The organism is Bacillus sp. AFS053548 (assembly GCF_002575105.1).
Taxonomy (GTDB): Bacteria; Bacillota; Bacilli; order Bacillales; family Bacillaceae_G; genus Gottfriedia.
In genome coordinates this window covers 12,127-28,190 of sequence record NZ_NUHI01000006.1, presented here as the reverse complement: position 1 = coordinate 28,190, position 16,064 = coordinate 12,127, and the positions used below count along the sequence as shown (strand labels likewise).

At 35.9% G+C, this 16,064-nt stretch carries 16 protein-coding genes; 2 read left to right on the top strand and 14 right to left on the bottom strand.

The window, feature by feature from the left end:
* Window positions 1-14: 14 nt before the first annotated feature.
* From CN946_RS03870 to CN946_RS23295, 13 genes are all read right to left on the bottom strand, one after another.
* Complete coding sequence (locus CN946_RS03870; RefSeq protein ID WP_098859979.1) at window positions 15-914, bottom strand: ABC transporter permease; 900 nt, start codon at window positions 912-914, stop codon at window positions 15-17.
* Window positions 914-1,849, bottom strand: coding sequence for a nickel ABC transporter permease (gene nikB / locus CN946_RS03865; protein ID WP_098859978.1), 936 nt, complete (start codon window positions 1,847-1,849; stop codon window positions 914-916). The genes CN946_RS03870 and nikB overlap by 1 nt, the downstream gene beginning before the upstream one ends.
* Window positions 1,849-3,495: an ABC transporter substrate-binding protein gene (locus tag CN946_RS03860; protein ID WP_098859977.1), complete on the bottom strand. Its 1,647-nt coding sequence runs from the start codon at window positions 3,493-3,495 to the stop codon at window positions 1,849-1,851. Before CN946_RS03860 ends, nikB begins: the two co-directional genes overlap by 1 nt.
* 13 nt (window positions 3,496-3,508) lie before the next feature.
* Window positions 3,509-4,936, bottom strand: coding sequence for a serine hydrolase domain-containing protein (locus tag CN946_RS03855; RefSeq protein ID WP_098859976.1), 1,428 nt, complete (start codon window positions 4,934-4,936; stop codon window positions 3,509-3,511).
* A gap of 327 nt (window positions 4,937-5,263) precedes the next feature.
* Complete coding sequence (gene menC / locus CN946_RS03850; RefSeq protein ID WP_098859975.1) at window positions 5,264-6,409, bottom strand: o-succinylbenzoate synthase; 1,146 nt, start codon at window positions 6,407-6,409, stop codon at window positions 5,264-5,266.
* 51 nt (window positions 6,410-6,460) lie between these two features.
* Complete coding sequence (locus tag CN946_RS03845) at window positions 6,461-7,465, bottom strand: dipeptidase (RefSeq protein ID WP_286133809.1); 1,005 nt, start codon at window positions 7,463-7,465, stop codon at window positions 6,461-6,463.
* A gap of 34 nt (window positions 7,466-7,499) precedes the next feature.
* Window positions 7,500-8,309: a GNAT family N-acetyltransferase gene (locus CN946_RS03840; RefSeq protein WP_286133808.1), complete on the bottom strand. Its 810-nt coding sequence runs from the start codon at window positions 8,307-8,309 to the stop codon at window positions 7,500-7,502.
* A 79-nt stretch (window positions 8,310-8,388) separates the two neighbouring features.
* A complete protein-coding gene (locus CN946_RS03835; RefSeq protein ID WP_176547196.1) occupies window positions 8,389-9,237 on the bottom strand; it encodes a MurR/RpiR family transcriptional regulator in 849 nt (282 codons plus the stop codon).
* Between the two features lie 464 nt (window positions 9,238-9,701).
* Window positions 9,702-10,970, bottom strand: coding sequence for a peptidase (locus CN946_RS03830; RefSeq protein ID WP_098859973.1), 1,269 nt, complete (start codon window positions 10,968-10,970; stop codon window positions 9,702-9,704).
* 6 nt (window positions 10,971-10,976) lie between these two features.
* On the bottom strand, window positions 10,977-11,624 hold the full coding sequence (locus tag CN946_RS03825; RefSeq protein ID WP_483295368.1) for a 3-oxoacid CoA-transferase subunit B: 648 nt from the start codon (window positions 11,622-11,624) through the stop codon (window positions 10,977-10,979).
* Window positions 11,625-11,635: 11 nt separating this feature from the next.
* Window positions 11,636-12,265, bottom strand: a complete 630-nt coding sequence (locus tag CN946_RS03820; RefSeq protein ID WP_286133816.1) for a CoA transferase subunit A — start codon at window positions 12,263-12,265, stop codon at window positions 11,636-11,638.
* A 65-nt stretch (window positions 12,266-12,330) separates the two neighbouring features.
* Window positions 12,331-13,659 (bottom strand): aspartate aminotransferase family protein, encoded by a 1,329-nt coding sequence (locus CN946_RS03815; RefSeq protein ID WP_098859971.1) that lies wholly within the window; start codon window positions 13,657-13,659, stop codon window positions 12,331-12,333.
* A gap of 600 nt (window positions 13,660-14,259) precedes the next feature.
* A complete protein-coding gene (locus tag CN946_RS23295; RefSeq protein WP_176547195.1) occupies window positions 14,260-14,400 on the bottom strand; it encodes a hypothetical protein in 141 nt (46 codons plus the stop codon).
* Window positions 14,401-14,723: 323 nt separating this feature from the next.
* Here CN946_RS23295 and CN946_RS23290 point away from each other — a divergent pair, with 323 nt between their 5' ends.
* Both CN946_RS23290 and CN946_RS23715 read left to right on the top strand, forming a co-directional pair.
* Complete coding sequence (locus CN946_RS23290; RefSeq protein WP_176547194.1) at window positions 14,724-14,882, top strand: hypothetical protein; 159 nt, start codon at window positions 14,724-14,726, stop codon at window positions 14,880-14,882.
* 160 nt (window positions 14,883-15,042) lie between these two features.
* Window positions 15,043-15,171 (top strand): hypothetical protein, encoded by a 129-nt coding sequence (locus CN946_RS23715; protein ID WP_286133807.1) that lies wholly within the window; start codon window positions 15,043-15,045, stop codon window positions 15,169-15,171.
* Window positions 15,172-15,265: 94 nt separating this feature from the next.
* On the opposite strand, the gene CN946_RS03805 is transcribed toward CN946_RS23715, so the two are convergent.
* Window positions 15,266-16,054 (bottom strand): SDR family NAD(P)-dependent oxidoreductase, encoded by a 789-nt coding sequence (locus CN946_RS03805; protein WP_098859969.1) that lies wholly within the window; start codon window positions 16,052-16,054, stop codon window positions 15,266-15,268.
* Between the last annotated feature and the right edge of the window lie 10 nt (window positions 16,055-16,064).

Genomic DNA, 16,064 nt, shown 5'->3' with positions numbered 1-16,064 from the left:
CCCTCTCCTTCTCGTTACCTTGATGCTTTTGGATCAAATACATCTCTCAAAACATCACCTAAAAAATTAACTGAAAACACAACTGCCGTAATCGCTAAACCAGGAAATGTAGCTAACCACCAAGCGTCATTAATATATTGCTTCCCCTCACTGAGCATGGTTCCCCATTCAGGTGTGGGCGGTTGGGCACCGAGTCCAATGAAACTAAGTCCAGCTGTATCTAAAATGGCAACTCCGATAAATAAAGTTGTATAAACAAGTAGAACCCCAAAAATATTTGGTAAAATTTGTCTTCTCAATATCCAACTATTTGAGCTTCCTATCGAACGACTTGCTTCGACGAAATCAGAAAATTTCACCGTCAATACAGCACCTCTAGTTAATCTAGCAAAGCCCGGTATTGAAGCGATTCCAACAGCAATCATGGCATTTGTAAGGCTTGGACCTAATATCGCGACAATGGCAAGAGCTAAAACAATACTCGGTAAAGCTAACAAAACATCCATGATCCGCATTAAAATGTTATCAACAAGCCCTCCAATATATGCACTAATTAACCCTATAAACGTACCAGCAACTAAAGTGATACCTAAAGCTAATGTGGATACAGTTAAAGTAACACGAACCCCATAAACTAGCCGCGAAAATACATCCCTTCCTAATGAATCCGTTCCGAAAATGTGCTCTTTATTTGGGGCTTGTAAAATGGCATCATAGAAAGGCTTTTCAGGATTATACGGTGCAATGAATGGGGCAAAAATGCCAATTAAAACAATTAATAGTAAGAAAATTAAGCAGTATTTGGCCCGCTTATAGCTTAGAATTTTATGAAAATTTGTGAGTTTAATAAGTTTAGGCTTCCTACGTAGAGTGGGAGCCTCAATTGGTTTATATGCCTCACTCAATTTTGCCATTACCCTTCACCCTTTTCATTCAATTTAACACGTGGATCGATTAAACTGTAAACGATGTCTACTAAAATATTAACGCTAACGTAAACAGCTCCCATAAATAAGACAGTACCCTGAATCATTGGAAAATCCCTTGACATAATCGCACCAATGGAAAGTGTACCTAAACCTGGCCAGTTAAAGACTTGCTCGATAATTACCGTACCACCAAGCAGAGCTGCTATTTGCAATCCAATGACAGTAATGATTGGAATTAGCACATTTCTAAAGGCATGGCGGAATAAGATATGACGTTCCTCTAGACCTTTTGAGCGTGCAGTACGAATAAAGTCATTTGATAAAACTTCCACCATTCCATTTCTAGTTAATCTACTAATCATAGTAGACATGACTACTCCTAAAGTAATAGCAGGTAGAATGAGTGATCTGAGTCCAGTTCCATCAGCTATCGGAAACCAGCTTAATTTTACCGAAAATACTAAAATTAATAAGATTCCTAACCAAAAGCTTGGAATAGAAACACCTAAGGTTGCTAGGCCGGTACAAAATGTATCGATTATCGTATCCTTGTATTTCGCTGCTAAAATACCCAACGCGATTCCAATAATGACCGCAAATACCATCCCAGTTGCTGCTAACTTTATTGTTTCAGGGAAACGATCCAAGATTTCAGTCAATACTGGTCTACCGGTTTTCAAGGATGTCCCAAAATCACCGTGAAAAACATTATTAATGTATTGTAAATATTGAACCAAAAGGGGCTTATCCAGCCCCAAATGGTGTGTTAATTTTGCTACTTGTTCTGGTGATGCATTTATACCGAGCATTATTTTGACTGGATCACCAGGTATCAAGTGTATTAGAAAAAATGAGAGGATCGAGATACCAAAGATAACAATGATGGCTGAAATGATCCGGTTTAGAATGTATTGAGTCATTACTTACTCACCCAACTGTCATTTAAAAGTATATTTGTTGACTGAAGTTTTATATCATGTACTCTCTTATTGACAATATAAAACACTTTAGGAGAGTAGACTGGCACCCAGTAGGCATTTTCAACAATCAACTTTTGAGCGTCGGCATAAATTTGCTTTCTTTCCTCAGCATTGGTAGTTGTTCTGCCTTTTTCTAATAAAGCATCAAGTTCTGGATTTTTCACTCGAATGTGATTTAATCCACCAATTTGACTTGAATGGAATAGCATATAAAGAATGTCAGGATCAGAATAAGAATAACTTAAGAATGAAAGATCAAATTCTCCTTTAGATGCTTTTTGGATTAGGGTTGCTGTTTCCATTTGCTTAATATTAATGTTAACGCCTACATCCTTTAACATCGCTTGAACGATTTGTGCAGCTTGACTTTGTGTACTATAAACTGAAAGATCAAACTCTAGTTTCTTTCCGTTTTTCTCCATAATACCTTGACTATTTTTACTCCAGCCTGAGCTTTCTAATAGTTTGATAGCTTCGTCTTTATTGTATTTAATGCCATATTCTTTCACATTCGGATCATATCCAAAAATAGAGGATGAAAGTGGTCCATATGCCGCTGTTCCTTCACCATTAAGGGCAGCTTTAATGATGGCATCTTTGTTAATAGCCATATTCAATGCTGTTCTCACATTTTTATCCTTTAACAATTCGTTATCAAGATTCATTTCTAAGAATAATCCTAGCCCTTGTTGATCAGCATCGAGGACTTGGAACTTATTATTTTTGCGATATCTTTCAGCATCTTTTGGAGCTGCATTTACTAGGACATCAATCGAGCTACTATCAAGAGCAGCAAGCATCGTTTGGGGATCCGTAATAAATTTATAAACTAATTTATCTGGGTAAGCCTTTCCTTTATTTGCGAAAAAGGATGGCGCCCAATTATAGTCATTATTTCGATCTAATGTAACAGATTGTCCCGTTGTCCATTTCTCAAACTTCCAAGGACCAACTCCGACAGGGTTCCTTCCATAATTAGCTCCATCCTTATTGATAGAGGATACAGATAATGGCTGTAAAAACCCAGTTGTTAAGTTATTTAAAAAAGGTGCCGATGGTTGTTCTAAATCAACGACTAGTGTTTGATCGTCTGGAGTCGAAACCGATTTTACACCAGCTAAAAAGCTGACTAAAGGCGCACCAGTTGCTGGATTTAACATACGATCAAATGTTTCTTTAAATGACTTTGATGTTAAAGGCGTACTATCATGGAAGGTAACACCTTGACGAATTTTAAACGTAATCGTTTTTCCATCATTTGATACCTGGTAGCTTTCTGCAAGACCTGGTGCAATTTCATTCGTTTTTGGGTCAAGAGTTAAAAGTGTATTTCCTAACCGATTTGAAATTTCATCTGCTGTACTCATTGCTGTTTTTTGAATATCAAGAGTATCTGGTTCCTGCGAAAGCCCCACTGTAATCGTTCCACCTGTTTGTGGTGCCGCTGAAGTGGTTGTCGCATTTTTTTTATTATTCGTCGATGCTTGGTCAGTAGAATTACATGCAGTCATTGCAAAAATAGTAAGAACGCTCACTGATAATAGTGCGAATCTTGGGAATATTTTACGTGCAGTTTTTGTACGCAATTGACTAGCCTCCTTATTCCGTTTTTACTAATTGTCTGAATCCAAATACACAACGAATAATTTTTCCTTCTTCATCTCTTTTAAATTGAATAGAATATTCATCTTCTCTCATTTCAAATAAGAACCAATCTTCCTCAATCGGTTTTACGAGAGAGTCTACCATCCCTTCCATTTGAGCACAAAGTTTCCCTTCATCATTGATTGAAAACTCAACCTTACCGCCCTCACCTGAAACATATTTCCCTACAAATTCTTGTAATTGATCTACATTTAATTGAATTTCCGACATGTTTAAGTGTGAAGATTTTAATGGTTTTTCCAAATAATCTGCAAAGGCACTATTTAAAAGTTTCTTAGAAGGAACACCTATTAAATTAGCATTAGAAAAACCAGTTAAACCTAACTCAGGGATAATATTCAGTTGGGCTGATACCCCTTTAATAGAACCGCCATGTTCAACAAGTTTATATCCATAGAAATCTGGATGAATCATTACTCCGTATCCATAAAATTCAGTATATCCGCATTGGATATAAGGAGTCGTCATAGCTTCAACACTCTCAGGAGTCAAAATTTGAGCATCTCCTACTTTACCTTCATTTCGGAAGATTTCTGCATATTTCAGCATATCGTTTACTGTTGATTTTAAGAATCCAGCTGCACGCATCGATGGTGCATCCCATGGATTATTTGACTCAAACACAATCGTCTCATCATCTATTTTTCTAGAAGCATATAAGTTAGAAATATCATCGTGCCCTTCCAATTCATGAAGATGGAAGACACTATTCTTCATACCAGCAGGATCTAATATAAAATCCTTCATATACTGCTCATAAGTTATACCGCTGACTCTTTCCACAACAGCTCCGAGTAAAGCATAACAGTCATTAGAATAACTAAATTCAGTACCAGGAGCACCAAGCAATGCATATTCTCCCTTAGCGATCGATTCCATTAATTCCTCGTATGTAGCAATGTATGGGATTTCAGGAGACTTTTCTTCCTCTTTGCCGTCATCAAATTTCGGATCTAATGCTAGCGTTTTACTCATAGCACCATAAAGACTAGGAATTGGAGAAAGCCCTGCTGAATGTGTCATAAAATGGTGGAGAGTCATCAGTTTTGTATATTCATCATTGCTTGTCTTAAACTCTGGTAAATATTTAAGAATAGGATCATGAACAGATAATTTCCCTGCCTCTTGTAATTGGAGAATTGCTACACAAGTAAAAGATTTAGTTACAGAGCCAATTCCAAGTACTGTGTCAGAGGATAATGCTAACTCATTTTCTTTATCACGGAAACCGAAACCGCTTTCATAGAAGAGTTCACCATTTTTTGATAGACCAATAGAATACCCAGGAATTTGATACTTCTCTACTATTTCATTACAGTAACCTTCAAATTCTTTTACTTTTTTCAAAACATTGTGTCCCATTACAGCACTCTCCCTTAATATTTTATTAAACCTAAAGTTATTTAACTTTAAGTGTGAATACTAAAATTTAAATTAATCTCTTTTTGGTGATAGATTTCTAAATGAAAGGGTGGGAACATTACATTTACTTAAGTAAGATTTCTTAGGGGGTAGATTAGAAGATTAGTTGAAGATTCAAGTTGTATTATCAATAACTGATTAAACTTGTAAGTATTTCTTTAAAAAAGTAAACACTTCATTTTTATAAATTATAAAGTATTTCCTTTTAACCTATTATATAATTACTTAGAATTTCTAGTCAATTATATTTTCTGACTTTTCTAAATTTTAAGTTTCCACTTTGTAATTCGATTCTTGAAATACATTTTTTTCGACGCAATAGTATTCTAACGCCTCTCGATTAATGTCATAACCGATACCGAATTTCTGTGGTATATGAATAACTCCCTGGTCTACTATTACCTCAGGATCGATAATATCTCGCTCCCAGTAACTTGCCGATGCAGCCGTATCTCCTGGTAAAATAAACTGATTTAATGAGGTTAAGGCAATATTATGGGCACGTCCAATGCCTGCTTCAAGCATACCTCCACACCAAACGGGAATTCCTTTCATTAAACAATAATCGTGTATCCTTTTGGCCTCAGTCAGTCCGCCAACACGCCCAATTTTGATATTAATAATTCGACAGCTACCTAATTCTATTGCTTTTCTAGCATCTTCCAGTGAATGGATACTTTCATCCAAACAAATTGGTGTTCTTAGTTGTTGCTGCAATTTGGCATGGTCAATAATATCATCATGACTTAACGGCTGTTCAATCATCGTTAAATTAAATTCATCGAGTTTTTTTAATATCTCTATATCAGATAAAGTATAAGCAGAATTTGCATCAGCCATCATTGAAATAGTTGGAAATTCCCTTCTTACTTCTTTTAACAGATCGTAATCGAAACCCGGTTTAATTTTTAATTTTATCCGTTTGTAACCAGACTCGACATGAGACTCCACCAATTGAAGAAGCCCTTTTACTGTTGGCTGGAGACCGATACTAATTCCAACATCGATTTGCTCTTTGTTTCCACCAAGTGCTTTATAGAGCGGTAATTTTTGGCGTTTAGCATAAAGATCCCAAACCGCTCCTTCTAATCCAGCCTTTGCCATATTATTTTTTCTAATGGGTTGGAAACGTTCAGATACTTCATCAGGATGAAGAATAGGTGCCTTAAATAATAATGGAATGAGAAAATCTTCCATAATATGTTTATTTGTTTTAACCGTTTCCTCACTGTACCAAGGACTTGAAAAGGCTACAGATTCTCCAAATCCAATGTTCCCTTCCTCATCCTCCACTTCAATGATATAAAACTCTTTATCCTGAAAAGTACCAAAGCTCGTGGTGAATGGAGAATTTAACTTCATGTTTAATCGGTTCAACGTAATTTGCCGAATCGAAATTGGACTATAAGTCATTCTAAAACCTCCTATGAAAGTGAATAGGTATTGTAAAAGCCATCCACTTCGTTAATAAATTCTTCTAAAATTACCTCCTAATATCGCTGTTATTTCGTCTACTTTATACCCTCGATTCATTAGTTCTTCGATAAAAAAAGGTAATTGGTCATGTCCATCGATCACATCAAAGGGTACTCTTGGTAAACTTGCTAAATCATCTGGTGATAGGTATTTCATAAAATCATTACAAAGGTCTAACCCTATTCCAACATGTTCAATTCCTGCTACATCCACAATATGATCTAAGTGATTAACGAGCTGAACAATGTTACTTTTAGAATCATCTTCAGATACTAGCATACTAGCAGCATTTATCCCAATTACACCATTTGTGGAAGCAATCGCCATCATTTGTTCATCCGTCAAATTTCTCATTGTTGAACAAATGGAACGTGCGTTGGAATGGGACGCAATAACTGGCGTTTCACAAATTTCAATGACATCCCAGAAGCCTTCATCATTTAAGTGGGATACGTCAATAGATATACCTAGTCTTTCTGCCTCTTTAATCAGCTTAACACCAAAGCTTGATATCCCCCCCTTTCTTCCTTCAGGGACCGGTTGAAAGAAACTCCCATCTCCTACTGCATTTCTCCTGCTCCAAACTAGTCCGAGATTACGAACACCTAATTCATAAAAAACTCGTAATAAACTAAGATCTGTTCCGATTGGTTCTGCCCCTTCAATAGAAAGTAAGAAACCAATCTTTCCTTGTTCCTTTGCAAGATCCATGTCAGCTCCGTTATAACAAACCATTAATTTATCAGGAGACTCTTGCACTTCTTCATAAAGAGCACTTACTTGACCTAGTGCTTTACGAAGTGCCATTTCTGGTAAAAATGCACTGTCTATAAATATGGATGCGATAATGACATTAATTCCACCCTTTACAAATCTAGGGTAATAATCTGTTTCAATTACTTTCTTTCTTCCCTTTTCCCGTTGGATCTGAACATCCATTAAAATATCAAAGTGCCCATCAACCGTTAAAGCATTATTTCGAAAATTAACCACAAAAAATCTCTCCTCCAAAAAAGAGTTTGAATGCTTAAATTGATAAATTCCCACGTTTTTCAAAAATATAATAACTTACTCTTCCTTCTGGATTTCGGATAACATTACTAGCAGCAAAGTCATTTTCACACAAGATTTGGAACCATTTTCTTGTTTTATACCGCCACTCCTTTGCAAGCTCAGGCTGTTTAGTTTTTATTTGTTGAAAGTCTTCAGGTATCGGAACTACATAAATATCTTCCGTTAAATTGATTTCATATTCCCTACTAATTCTCGGAAAGCCAAAGTTATCAAGCTTTGTATCTACTAATGGTTTGTACCCTTGTACGTCCACCCTACTTGGGGCCTTACATACATGATCACTACGAATCCACCACTCTACTAAAAAACGATCAGTAGGCAGTCCTTTGTTTAGTGAGTCAGTCATCTCGCCATAATGATTTTCGATGTACGTAGCACCAATCCCCTTTAGCTTATTTAGGTTTAAGTAGGCATTAACACTCTCTAATGGATCAAATGTCCAAACAATTAATGAATAGCCCATTTCTAAAGCATACTTCCTCTGTGCCTCTTTCAATTTTTTACCTAATCCACTTTTTTGATAGCTAGGTAAAACCCCTAACATATGGGAGCATAAATAGGATCTACCGTCCATATACCCCGGAAAGCTATATTGAAACCCTATTAATTGATTTTCGTGAAAAGCTCCTAAAATCAACCCGCCATTATGAGATGCTGTGTACGTTTGATGAATGGGTATAGGTGACATATTCCACACTTCTTTTTCAATTTTTTGAATGGATTCTATTTCAGTAATATCCTCCAATCGTTTAATTTGAACCATTTACATACCCACTTTCTTTTAAAGAGTAAGAGGTGAAACTTCTATACCTTTATTCGTGAAAGTACATCAAAGATAACCTTTATTCCCCAAAGAAATGGTGCAAGTGAAAATTCTCATATGCCTTTGTACGCTTCATAAACTGATCAGAATTTTTTACTACAACTCCCCCAAGTAAGGAATTCATAAGAGAAAAAACTGCCGGACTAACATCCAAAGTTGACTTGATCGGTAGCTGTACGGTAAATAATACATCAGTATACTCTCGAATCGGTGCAACCTCAGAATCGGTAAAACTAATCACAAACGCACCACGCAATTTCGCCTCTCTAGCCATATTAATTGTTTCTAATGCGTACCGATGAAAAGAAAATGCCACGAACGTACTATTTTCATTCATTTCACCTATGCGTAAAACAATATCATCCGTATCTGGTCGAAACATCCTAACGTTCCCTCGGATTAGTTCAAGTGCAAACGAAAACCAATGTGCCATAGCATGAGAAGAACGGGTGCCAGAAACAAGGATCCTTTCAGATTGACTTAATCGTTCTACTGCCAAATTAAATTCCTCTTCGTTTAGTCCTTCAGCAGTTTGCAAGATTAATTCTGCGTCCTTATGCATCATTTTCTTAGAAAAATCTCGATCCATGTCCATCTTGTTTTTCACGGAATGATATTCAACTAAACTGCTTTTACGATTCAACAAACGACTCTGGATATCCCTTTGTAATGGACTAAAGCCACTATAGCCTAGAGCATGACAAAATCGAATAACAGTTGTTTCACTTACATTAATCTTCTGCCCAACTTGAACACCTGAGTCCATTGCGAAGTCTTCTGGATTTGCTAGGAAATATTTAGCAACCTTTTTTAATCCCTTCGAAAAGTTATCGAATTCATCTTGAACTTTTTGTTTTAATTCTTCCATTCTTAATCTCCCATTCATTTATGAAGGATATCCTTTTTTTTTATTATAATAAAGCTTATTCTTTTATTCAAGAGTAAATTCTAAATTTTCAAAAAATATATTATTGGAATCTTTGGAACGGATCTAGAAGCCTATGGTAGGTTAAAATAATCCATTAAATTTATCACTCTAGTGAAGTTCTTTTAACAATTACCTATGATTATGATATGGTTAAATCTAAAGAAAGCTCAATTCTGTTTTGTTAGAAATGAGCGTTCATCAATTTCTGATTATTTAATAGTATTATTAGAACAAAAAAAGGACTAACCCTAAAGTTAGCCCTCAACATTGTATTGCTATTTCAGCTAGATCATCAATTTTAATCTAATCCTTGCTGTTTCGTCGATTATTTACATAATATTTAGTATAAAAGCTCAATTATTTCCGTGAAAATATTTTAAGACTTGTTTTGATAAAATACTTCATTATTCATCGACTCCACACCAATCTAGTAATGTGTAAGCAATTATCTCCGCACAACGAAATAATTCATCTAGATCAATGTATTCATTTGGATAATGTGCAACCTTCGTTTCCCCTGGTCCAAACACAATAGTAGGTATTTGTTTTATCTGTGTAAATAAGCCGCCGTCTGTACCCCAGGGAGAGGCTTCAATAATCGGTTGATTTTTATAAACGTATTGATAGGATTTCTTCAGAGATTCCATAAATGGATGCCCAAGTTCGATACTACCGGGTAACCATCTTGCTCCAAAAAAATCAAGCTCAACCGGATTCTCAATAAACCAATCATCAATTAATGAGAGTGTTTTAAGCCACCTCGTTATTTCAAGTTTAGCTTCTTCGATTGTTTCATCTGGTGAAACACCTAGCCTTCCCTCAAGCGTAACTAAATCTGAGACAGAGGAGGGCCAAGTCCCCCCATTTATTTTTCCAATATTAATTGGGATTGGAATTGGCACATTTTTGTATAGTGGATCATCTAGTAATCTTGTATTTCGAACTTTTTCTAATTGATTTATATGATTAATAACCATCATACTTTTTTCAATTGCACTAACACCTTCATACCTCGTTCCACCGTGGGCAACTTTACCTTTTACTTTTATTCGAAACCAAACACTGCCTTGCTGTTTCGGAAATATTTTCATTTTAGTTGGTTCTGGAATAAGGACAGCATCTGCAACGTATCCTCGTAATATCGTTGCTAGCGTACCTGCCCCTCCGCTTTCTTCCTCAATAACACTTTCAAAATAGATGTCGCCTTTAAGTGGAATATTACATTTTTTTATTGCCTCGATCGCAAATAATGCAGCAACATTTCCGCCCTTCATATCTGTAGTTCCCCTACCATATAAGCGATTACCTACGATTGCACCGCTATACGGATGGCGCTCCCAACTACTTATTTCACCTTCAGGAACCACATCAATATGCCCATTTAATATAATCGATCTACCATTTCCTGTTCCCTTTAAAATTGCAACGATATTTGGACTATTTTCAAATGAAGTTCGTTCTGAAATAAAATAGGATGATTTTTTTAATTCCTCAATTGACGGCTCAAAGCGATCAATCACTAATCCAAGATTCTGTAAATAATTTGAGACATTTTTTTGTGCTGCAGCTTCATTTCCTGAAACACTTTTTTCACGAACTAGATTCTGAAGTAATTCAATTGCCTTGTTCTTATTTTTATGAATGTAGTCATTAATTTTAGCTTTCAAATCCAATTTTGATCACTCCCAACGATGAACAATAACATTTGGGTTCACAAATAGTGGAGCGCCAGTTTTCTCAATCACATCACTGACTAAATATGGAGACATTACTTCATTTAACCAAAGCTCTCCACTTTCTTTTTTAACTTCAATTACGGCCATTTCAGTAATGATTAAATCTACGCAATTTGGAGATGTAAGAGGAAGTGTACATTCAGAGACTATTTTAGGGTCACCATTTTTATTAGTATGGTTCATTAAAACAATTACTTTTTTTGATTTTTGAGCCAAGTCCATTGCTCCACCAATTCCTGGCACTCTTTTACCAGGGACAATCCAATTTGCTAAATCGCCATTTTTACTGACTTCGAGAGCACCTAGCACAGTTAAATCTAATAAACCTTTTCGAATAATCGCAAAGGCTATACTACTATCAAAATAACTGGAACCTGGAATTAATGTTACAGGTAATCCTGCAGCATTACATAAATTCTCGTCTTCTTCACCTTTTTGTGGAGTAGGCCCTAAACCTAACACACCATTTTCTGCATGGAACATTACTTTGCAATCATCTGGTAAGTAATTTGGGATAAGTGAAGGAATTCCAATCCCAAGATTTACAATCATACCGTTCCTTACTTCTTTTGCTGCTCGTTTTGCCATCATTTCCCTAGGATTTATTTTTCCCAAACCCACTTCCAATTCACCCCTTCCGATTGAACGATGTGGTTTACGAAAGCGCCAGGTACGATAATTTCTTCAGGTTCTAATGCTCCTAAAGGAACAATTTCATCAACTTCCGCAATTGTGATTTTTCCGGCCATTGCTACATAAGGATTCGTATTGCGAGCACTCTTATCAAAAACTAAATTCCCAAAGGGGTCTGCTTTCTTCGCATATACAATTGAAACATCTGAAATGAGAGGAGTTTCAACTAAATACTCTTTCCCAAATACATTCACTCTCTGTTTATCAACATCTATTACACTATCAATCCCAATATCTACTAAAACGCCGCCTAATCCAACTCCACCCGCTCGAATCCGTTCGATAAATGTACCTTGAGGACTGAACTCTATTTCTAACGTACCATCTGTCATTTGCTTTCCAGCATTTGGATTTGATCCAATATGCGTTGTAATCATTTTTTTTACTCTTTTAGCCGTCACTAATTGTCCGATTCCAACATCAGGAAACCCTGTATCATTTCCAATTAGAGTAAGATCTTTCACACCTTTCTCTAAAATGCTCCTTATTAATGTTGGTGGGTTACCGATTCCTCCAAACCCACCGAACATTAACACCATATCATCTTTAAAATAAAGCAAAGCTTCTTCAATACTAATGATTTTTCCGAAAGTATTGATTGCCATTATTCGTTCTCCTTTGCTTCTTGATTTAGCTCATTAAATACTTCCTTCAATAAAGTTAGCAATTCATTTACTTGCGCATCAGTAATAACTAAAGGTGGAGAAAGCAAGAAACTATTTTCAAATCTTCCATATGGACCACTAACAGATGGATATAGTAATAATCCATGATTTTTAGCAATTTCAATTACACGATTTGTTACACTTTTACAATCAAACAAATCTTCATTTATTTCAATACCAATCAGTAACCCTTCACCCCTGACATCGAATAGAAAAGGATACTCTTTCTGCCATTCTCTTAGTTTTAACTTGATCTTTTCACCTTGTATTTTAGAATTTTGTACTAAGCCATTTTTTTCGACATAGTTTAAAACCGCTAAAGCTATACTTGCTGATAGAGGATTCGCACTAAACGTATGTCCACTCATAACAAGTCGACTGCCCTCTAAAATAGGTTGCATTACACGATCACTTGCAATTGCTACAGCAATTGGCGTATAACCAGCCGCCAATCCCTTACCGAGGACTAATAAATCGGGCACACAATTCCAATGGTTCATTCCGAACATTTCCCCAGTTCTACCTATTCCCGTCATTACTTCGTCCGCAATAAGTAGCACATCGTGTTTATTACAAATTTCTTTAATTTTTTCATAATATCCTTTTGGAGGAGTTAACGCACCTCCTGCCGCACCAACAATAGGTTCAGCTATAAAAGCTGCTACATTTTCAGAACCTAATTTCTGAATTGTACGATCAAGTGCAGTTGCACAAAGTAAACCACAATTTCCAGGCTCTAGTTCAAATGGGCACCTTTTGCAATACGGCGCTTCAACCATTGGATAATCCTCTAGTAAACTAGTAAAACGTTTCCTCCTTAAAGGATGCCCTGACATAGATAAAGATCCGATGGTGATACCATGGTAGCTCATGCTCCTTGATATAATCTTCGTTTTCGTATGAATTCCTCTTTCTTGAAAATGTTGTATCGCCATTTTCATAGCTGTTTCAGTTGCTTCAGTACCACTATTAACAAAAAAACTCCAGTTTAAATCTCCAGGTGCTAACTGAGCAATTTTTTCAGCTAATTGTTCTGCCGCCTCACTTGTAAACTGTGATCTATAAACAAATGCCACTTTAGAGGCCTGTTTTACCATTTCATCAATTATTTCCTTAACACCATGACCAATACTTGCAGCAACTGCACCCGAAGAACCATCAATATATTTCTTTCCTTGCTTGTCCCATAGGTAGATAGTTTCTCCTCGATCAATTGTTGGATAGCGATCACCTACAAGTGGTTTGATTAAATAATCCCTTTTAGTCATACTATGCCACCATCTTTCACTTAGATCTCATTACTCTATATATAGTTGAATGCGTAAGAAGTTAGACTAATGAAAAAATATAGGGTTTACCTTGAACAAAATAATGGGGTGTATGGATTAAACATTGGAAATAATAAAGAGGCTCAAGAATTTAGTATGAATAAAAAATTATCTAGCTTTGTATAAGGCTCTGCTAAATTTAAACGTTGATTGTAACTGAAAAAAGCCACAAAAATGTGATCTAAAGTTTTCTTTATGTAGCGAATAATGCTTTAACTGAACAACGAAGCTATTCATAACATCTAAGTTATAGGGTTAAAACTTACAGGAATACCTAATTCGATTTGAACTTTTTTTGCCAATAACGCTCCCGTTTCATTATGTTTAATTTTCTTATCGTCTGGTAATTCTAGTTAAAATTACAAAAGCGAGGAATCTTTTATTCTCTCTCCCTAAAAGACAAGTAACCGAACTACAAATCAAAATATACTTGAGTAAACTGCAACGGGAGGTTGAAATGGAGATCATTTAGCAGCATTGAATAAAGTGAATATAACAAAAAGCAACCAAATCAAATTTGGTTGCTTTTTCTGTCATATTTTAATGTACCACGTTGATTTTGCTAGTCGCAGTAGATGTTACTTTAAACCCTTCCACATTCTCACCGTCCGCATAAAGCGTGTAAGTTCCATTTGGTACTTCCGGTCCTTGGAGCCCATGAGAAACGGATTTCATCTTCAAGCGGATATTCCTTCGTAAACACAACATTTCCGTTTGCGTCCTTGATGTAGAATTTCCAGTGGATTTTATTATCAGCGAACGCGATGATTTTTGCTGGACTGTTTTCGTTTACCTTCGTATAGTTTTGCACTGTCATGTATGTGATCAGCATACTTGACTTGATATAAGAAGTATCGCCCCATACAGTGTAGCCTTCGTTGTAAGCTGCGTCCTATCTGAATTCCCCCATATTTCGGCCTTTTCCGTAAAAATTCAAACTATTACCTAAAAAATTCTATTAATTTTTTAAAATATTTTGTAGATTTTTTAGAGTGAAATGCGAAATGAAGTTAAAAAGCGATTACGAAGCAAAATATGGATTAGTAACTGTTATGGAGCCAGCAAATATTTCACAAAAGGAAAAAGTAGGTAAGAGCTTAGAAATTTTAAATAACATGTGTATGAATTTAAATGTGCACTTGATAACGAAGAGGAATTATTGAGCAAACAACTTTTAAAAGAAAAAATTGCGAAGGTTGTAAAAGGATGGATGCCATAAAAAAATAGAAGAAAAATGTACTAGATATTGGTATTGGCATTCAGTAAAAAGTTTAGTGAATTATGGGGTAAACAAGTAAACAGGAAAATGCTTTAGAGGTTGTTATGTCCCAATCTGTACCAGCGATGGTCCAGGTATTATACGTTGCTGCCGTAGTGGCTAGATCACAAAATGCTCAAGTTGTCGGGATTGACTGCCAATTAGTTAAACAAGAAAATCAACAATACTCTTAAACACAGCCATTAAATAAAAAAAGAGCTTCGAGAAGATTCCTCTCTTAGCTCTTTTTTCTATCATCATCTAGGCTGTCTTTATGATCAGTTTCTGTTATTTTTTATTTCCGAATTTCATCATTAAGTAATAACTTACCTTAGGGAATACTGAATAAACTTTTGCTCCAAATCCCATCCATGAAGGTAGATCAATTTCATGAACATTTTTTCCAATTAAGGAAATAACTTTCGAAGCAACTTTTTCTGGGTCTAGCATCATTTTACGGACAGACTTAGCATATGATCCTGACTCATCTGCAATATCAAAAAATGGTGTATCCATTGGACCTGGATTTATATTCGTAATATAGATACCGTCTTTTTCAACTTCTTGTCTTAAAGCATTGCTGAATCCTAGCACTGCATGCTTAGAACCTGCATATGCTGCAGCCTTCGAAGTTGCAATCTTACCAGCTAAAGAAGCGATATTAATAATATGTCCCTTCCCTTTCAGCTTCATAGACGTAAGGGCAAGCTTTGAACAAATCATGACCCCAAATACATTGACATCAAACATTTGCTTCATATCTTGAAGTGACATATGTTCAACCGTTTGAAATAGACCATACCCTGCATTATTTATTAAAACATCGATTCCATCAAATTGCTCTTCTATTTGATGAAATGCATCGTATACTGCATTTTCATCTGTCACATCTACAACAAAATAATGACATTTAACCGGAAAATCTTCTTGTATTTTTGCCTTTAAGTTTTTTAGCTCTGTTTCTCTTCTAGCAATTAAGACGATATTAGCGCCTTGTTTTGCTGCAGTTAAAGCTAAATCCTTCCCAAGACCACTCGAAGCACCTGTTATTACTACCGTTTGGTTACTTAACCTCAAAAATTCCCAC

Bases quoted from the DNA above. Each gene is read 5' to 3' on its own strand.
- CN946_RS23715 (WP_286133807.1), top strand. From the start codon at position 15,043: ATGTCCCAATCTGTACCAGCGATGGTCCAGGTATTATACGTTGCTGCC.
- CN946_RS03835 (WP_176547196.1), bottom strand. From the start codon at position 9,237: ATGGAAGAATTAAAACAAAAAGTTCAAGATGAATTCGATAACTTTTCG.
- CN946_RS03840 (WP_286133808.1), bottom strand. From the start codon at position 8,309: ATGGTTCAAATTAAACGATTGGAGGATATTACTGAAATAGAATCCATT.
- nikB (WP_098859978.1), bottom strand. From the start codon at position 1,849: ATGACTCAATACATTCTAAACCGGATCATTTCAGCCATCATTGTTATC.
- CN946_RS03855 (WP_098859976.1), bottom strand. From the start codon at position 4,936: ATGGGACACAATGTTTTGAAAAAAGTAAAAGAATTTGAAGGTTACTGT.
- menC (WP_098859975.1), bottom strand. From the start codon at position 6,409: ATGACTTATAGTCCAATTTCGATTCGGCAAATTACGTTGAACCGATTA.
- CN946_RS03820 (WP_286133816.1), bottom strand. From the start codon at position 12,265: ATGGTGTTAATGTTCGGTGGGTTTGGAGGAATCGGTAACCCACCAACA.
- CN946_RS23290 (WP_176547194.1), top strand. From the start codon at position 14,724: ATGAAGTTAAAAAGCGATTACGAAGCAAAATATGGATTAGTAACTGTT.
- CN946_RS03825 (WP_483295368.1), bottom strand. From the start codon at position 11,624: ATGATGGCAAAACGAGCAGCAAAAGAAGTAAGGAACGGTATGATTGTA.
- CN946_RS03870 (WP_098859979.1), bottom strand. From the start codon at position 914: ATGGCAAAATTGAGTGAGGCATATAAACCAATTGAGGCTCCCACTCTA.
- CN946_RS03815 (WP_098859971.1), bottom strand. From the start codon at position 13,659: ATGACTAAAAGGGATTATTTAATCAAACCACTTGTAGGTGATCGCTAT.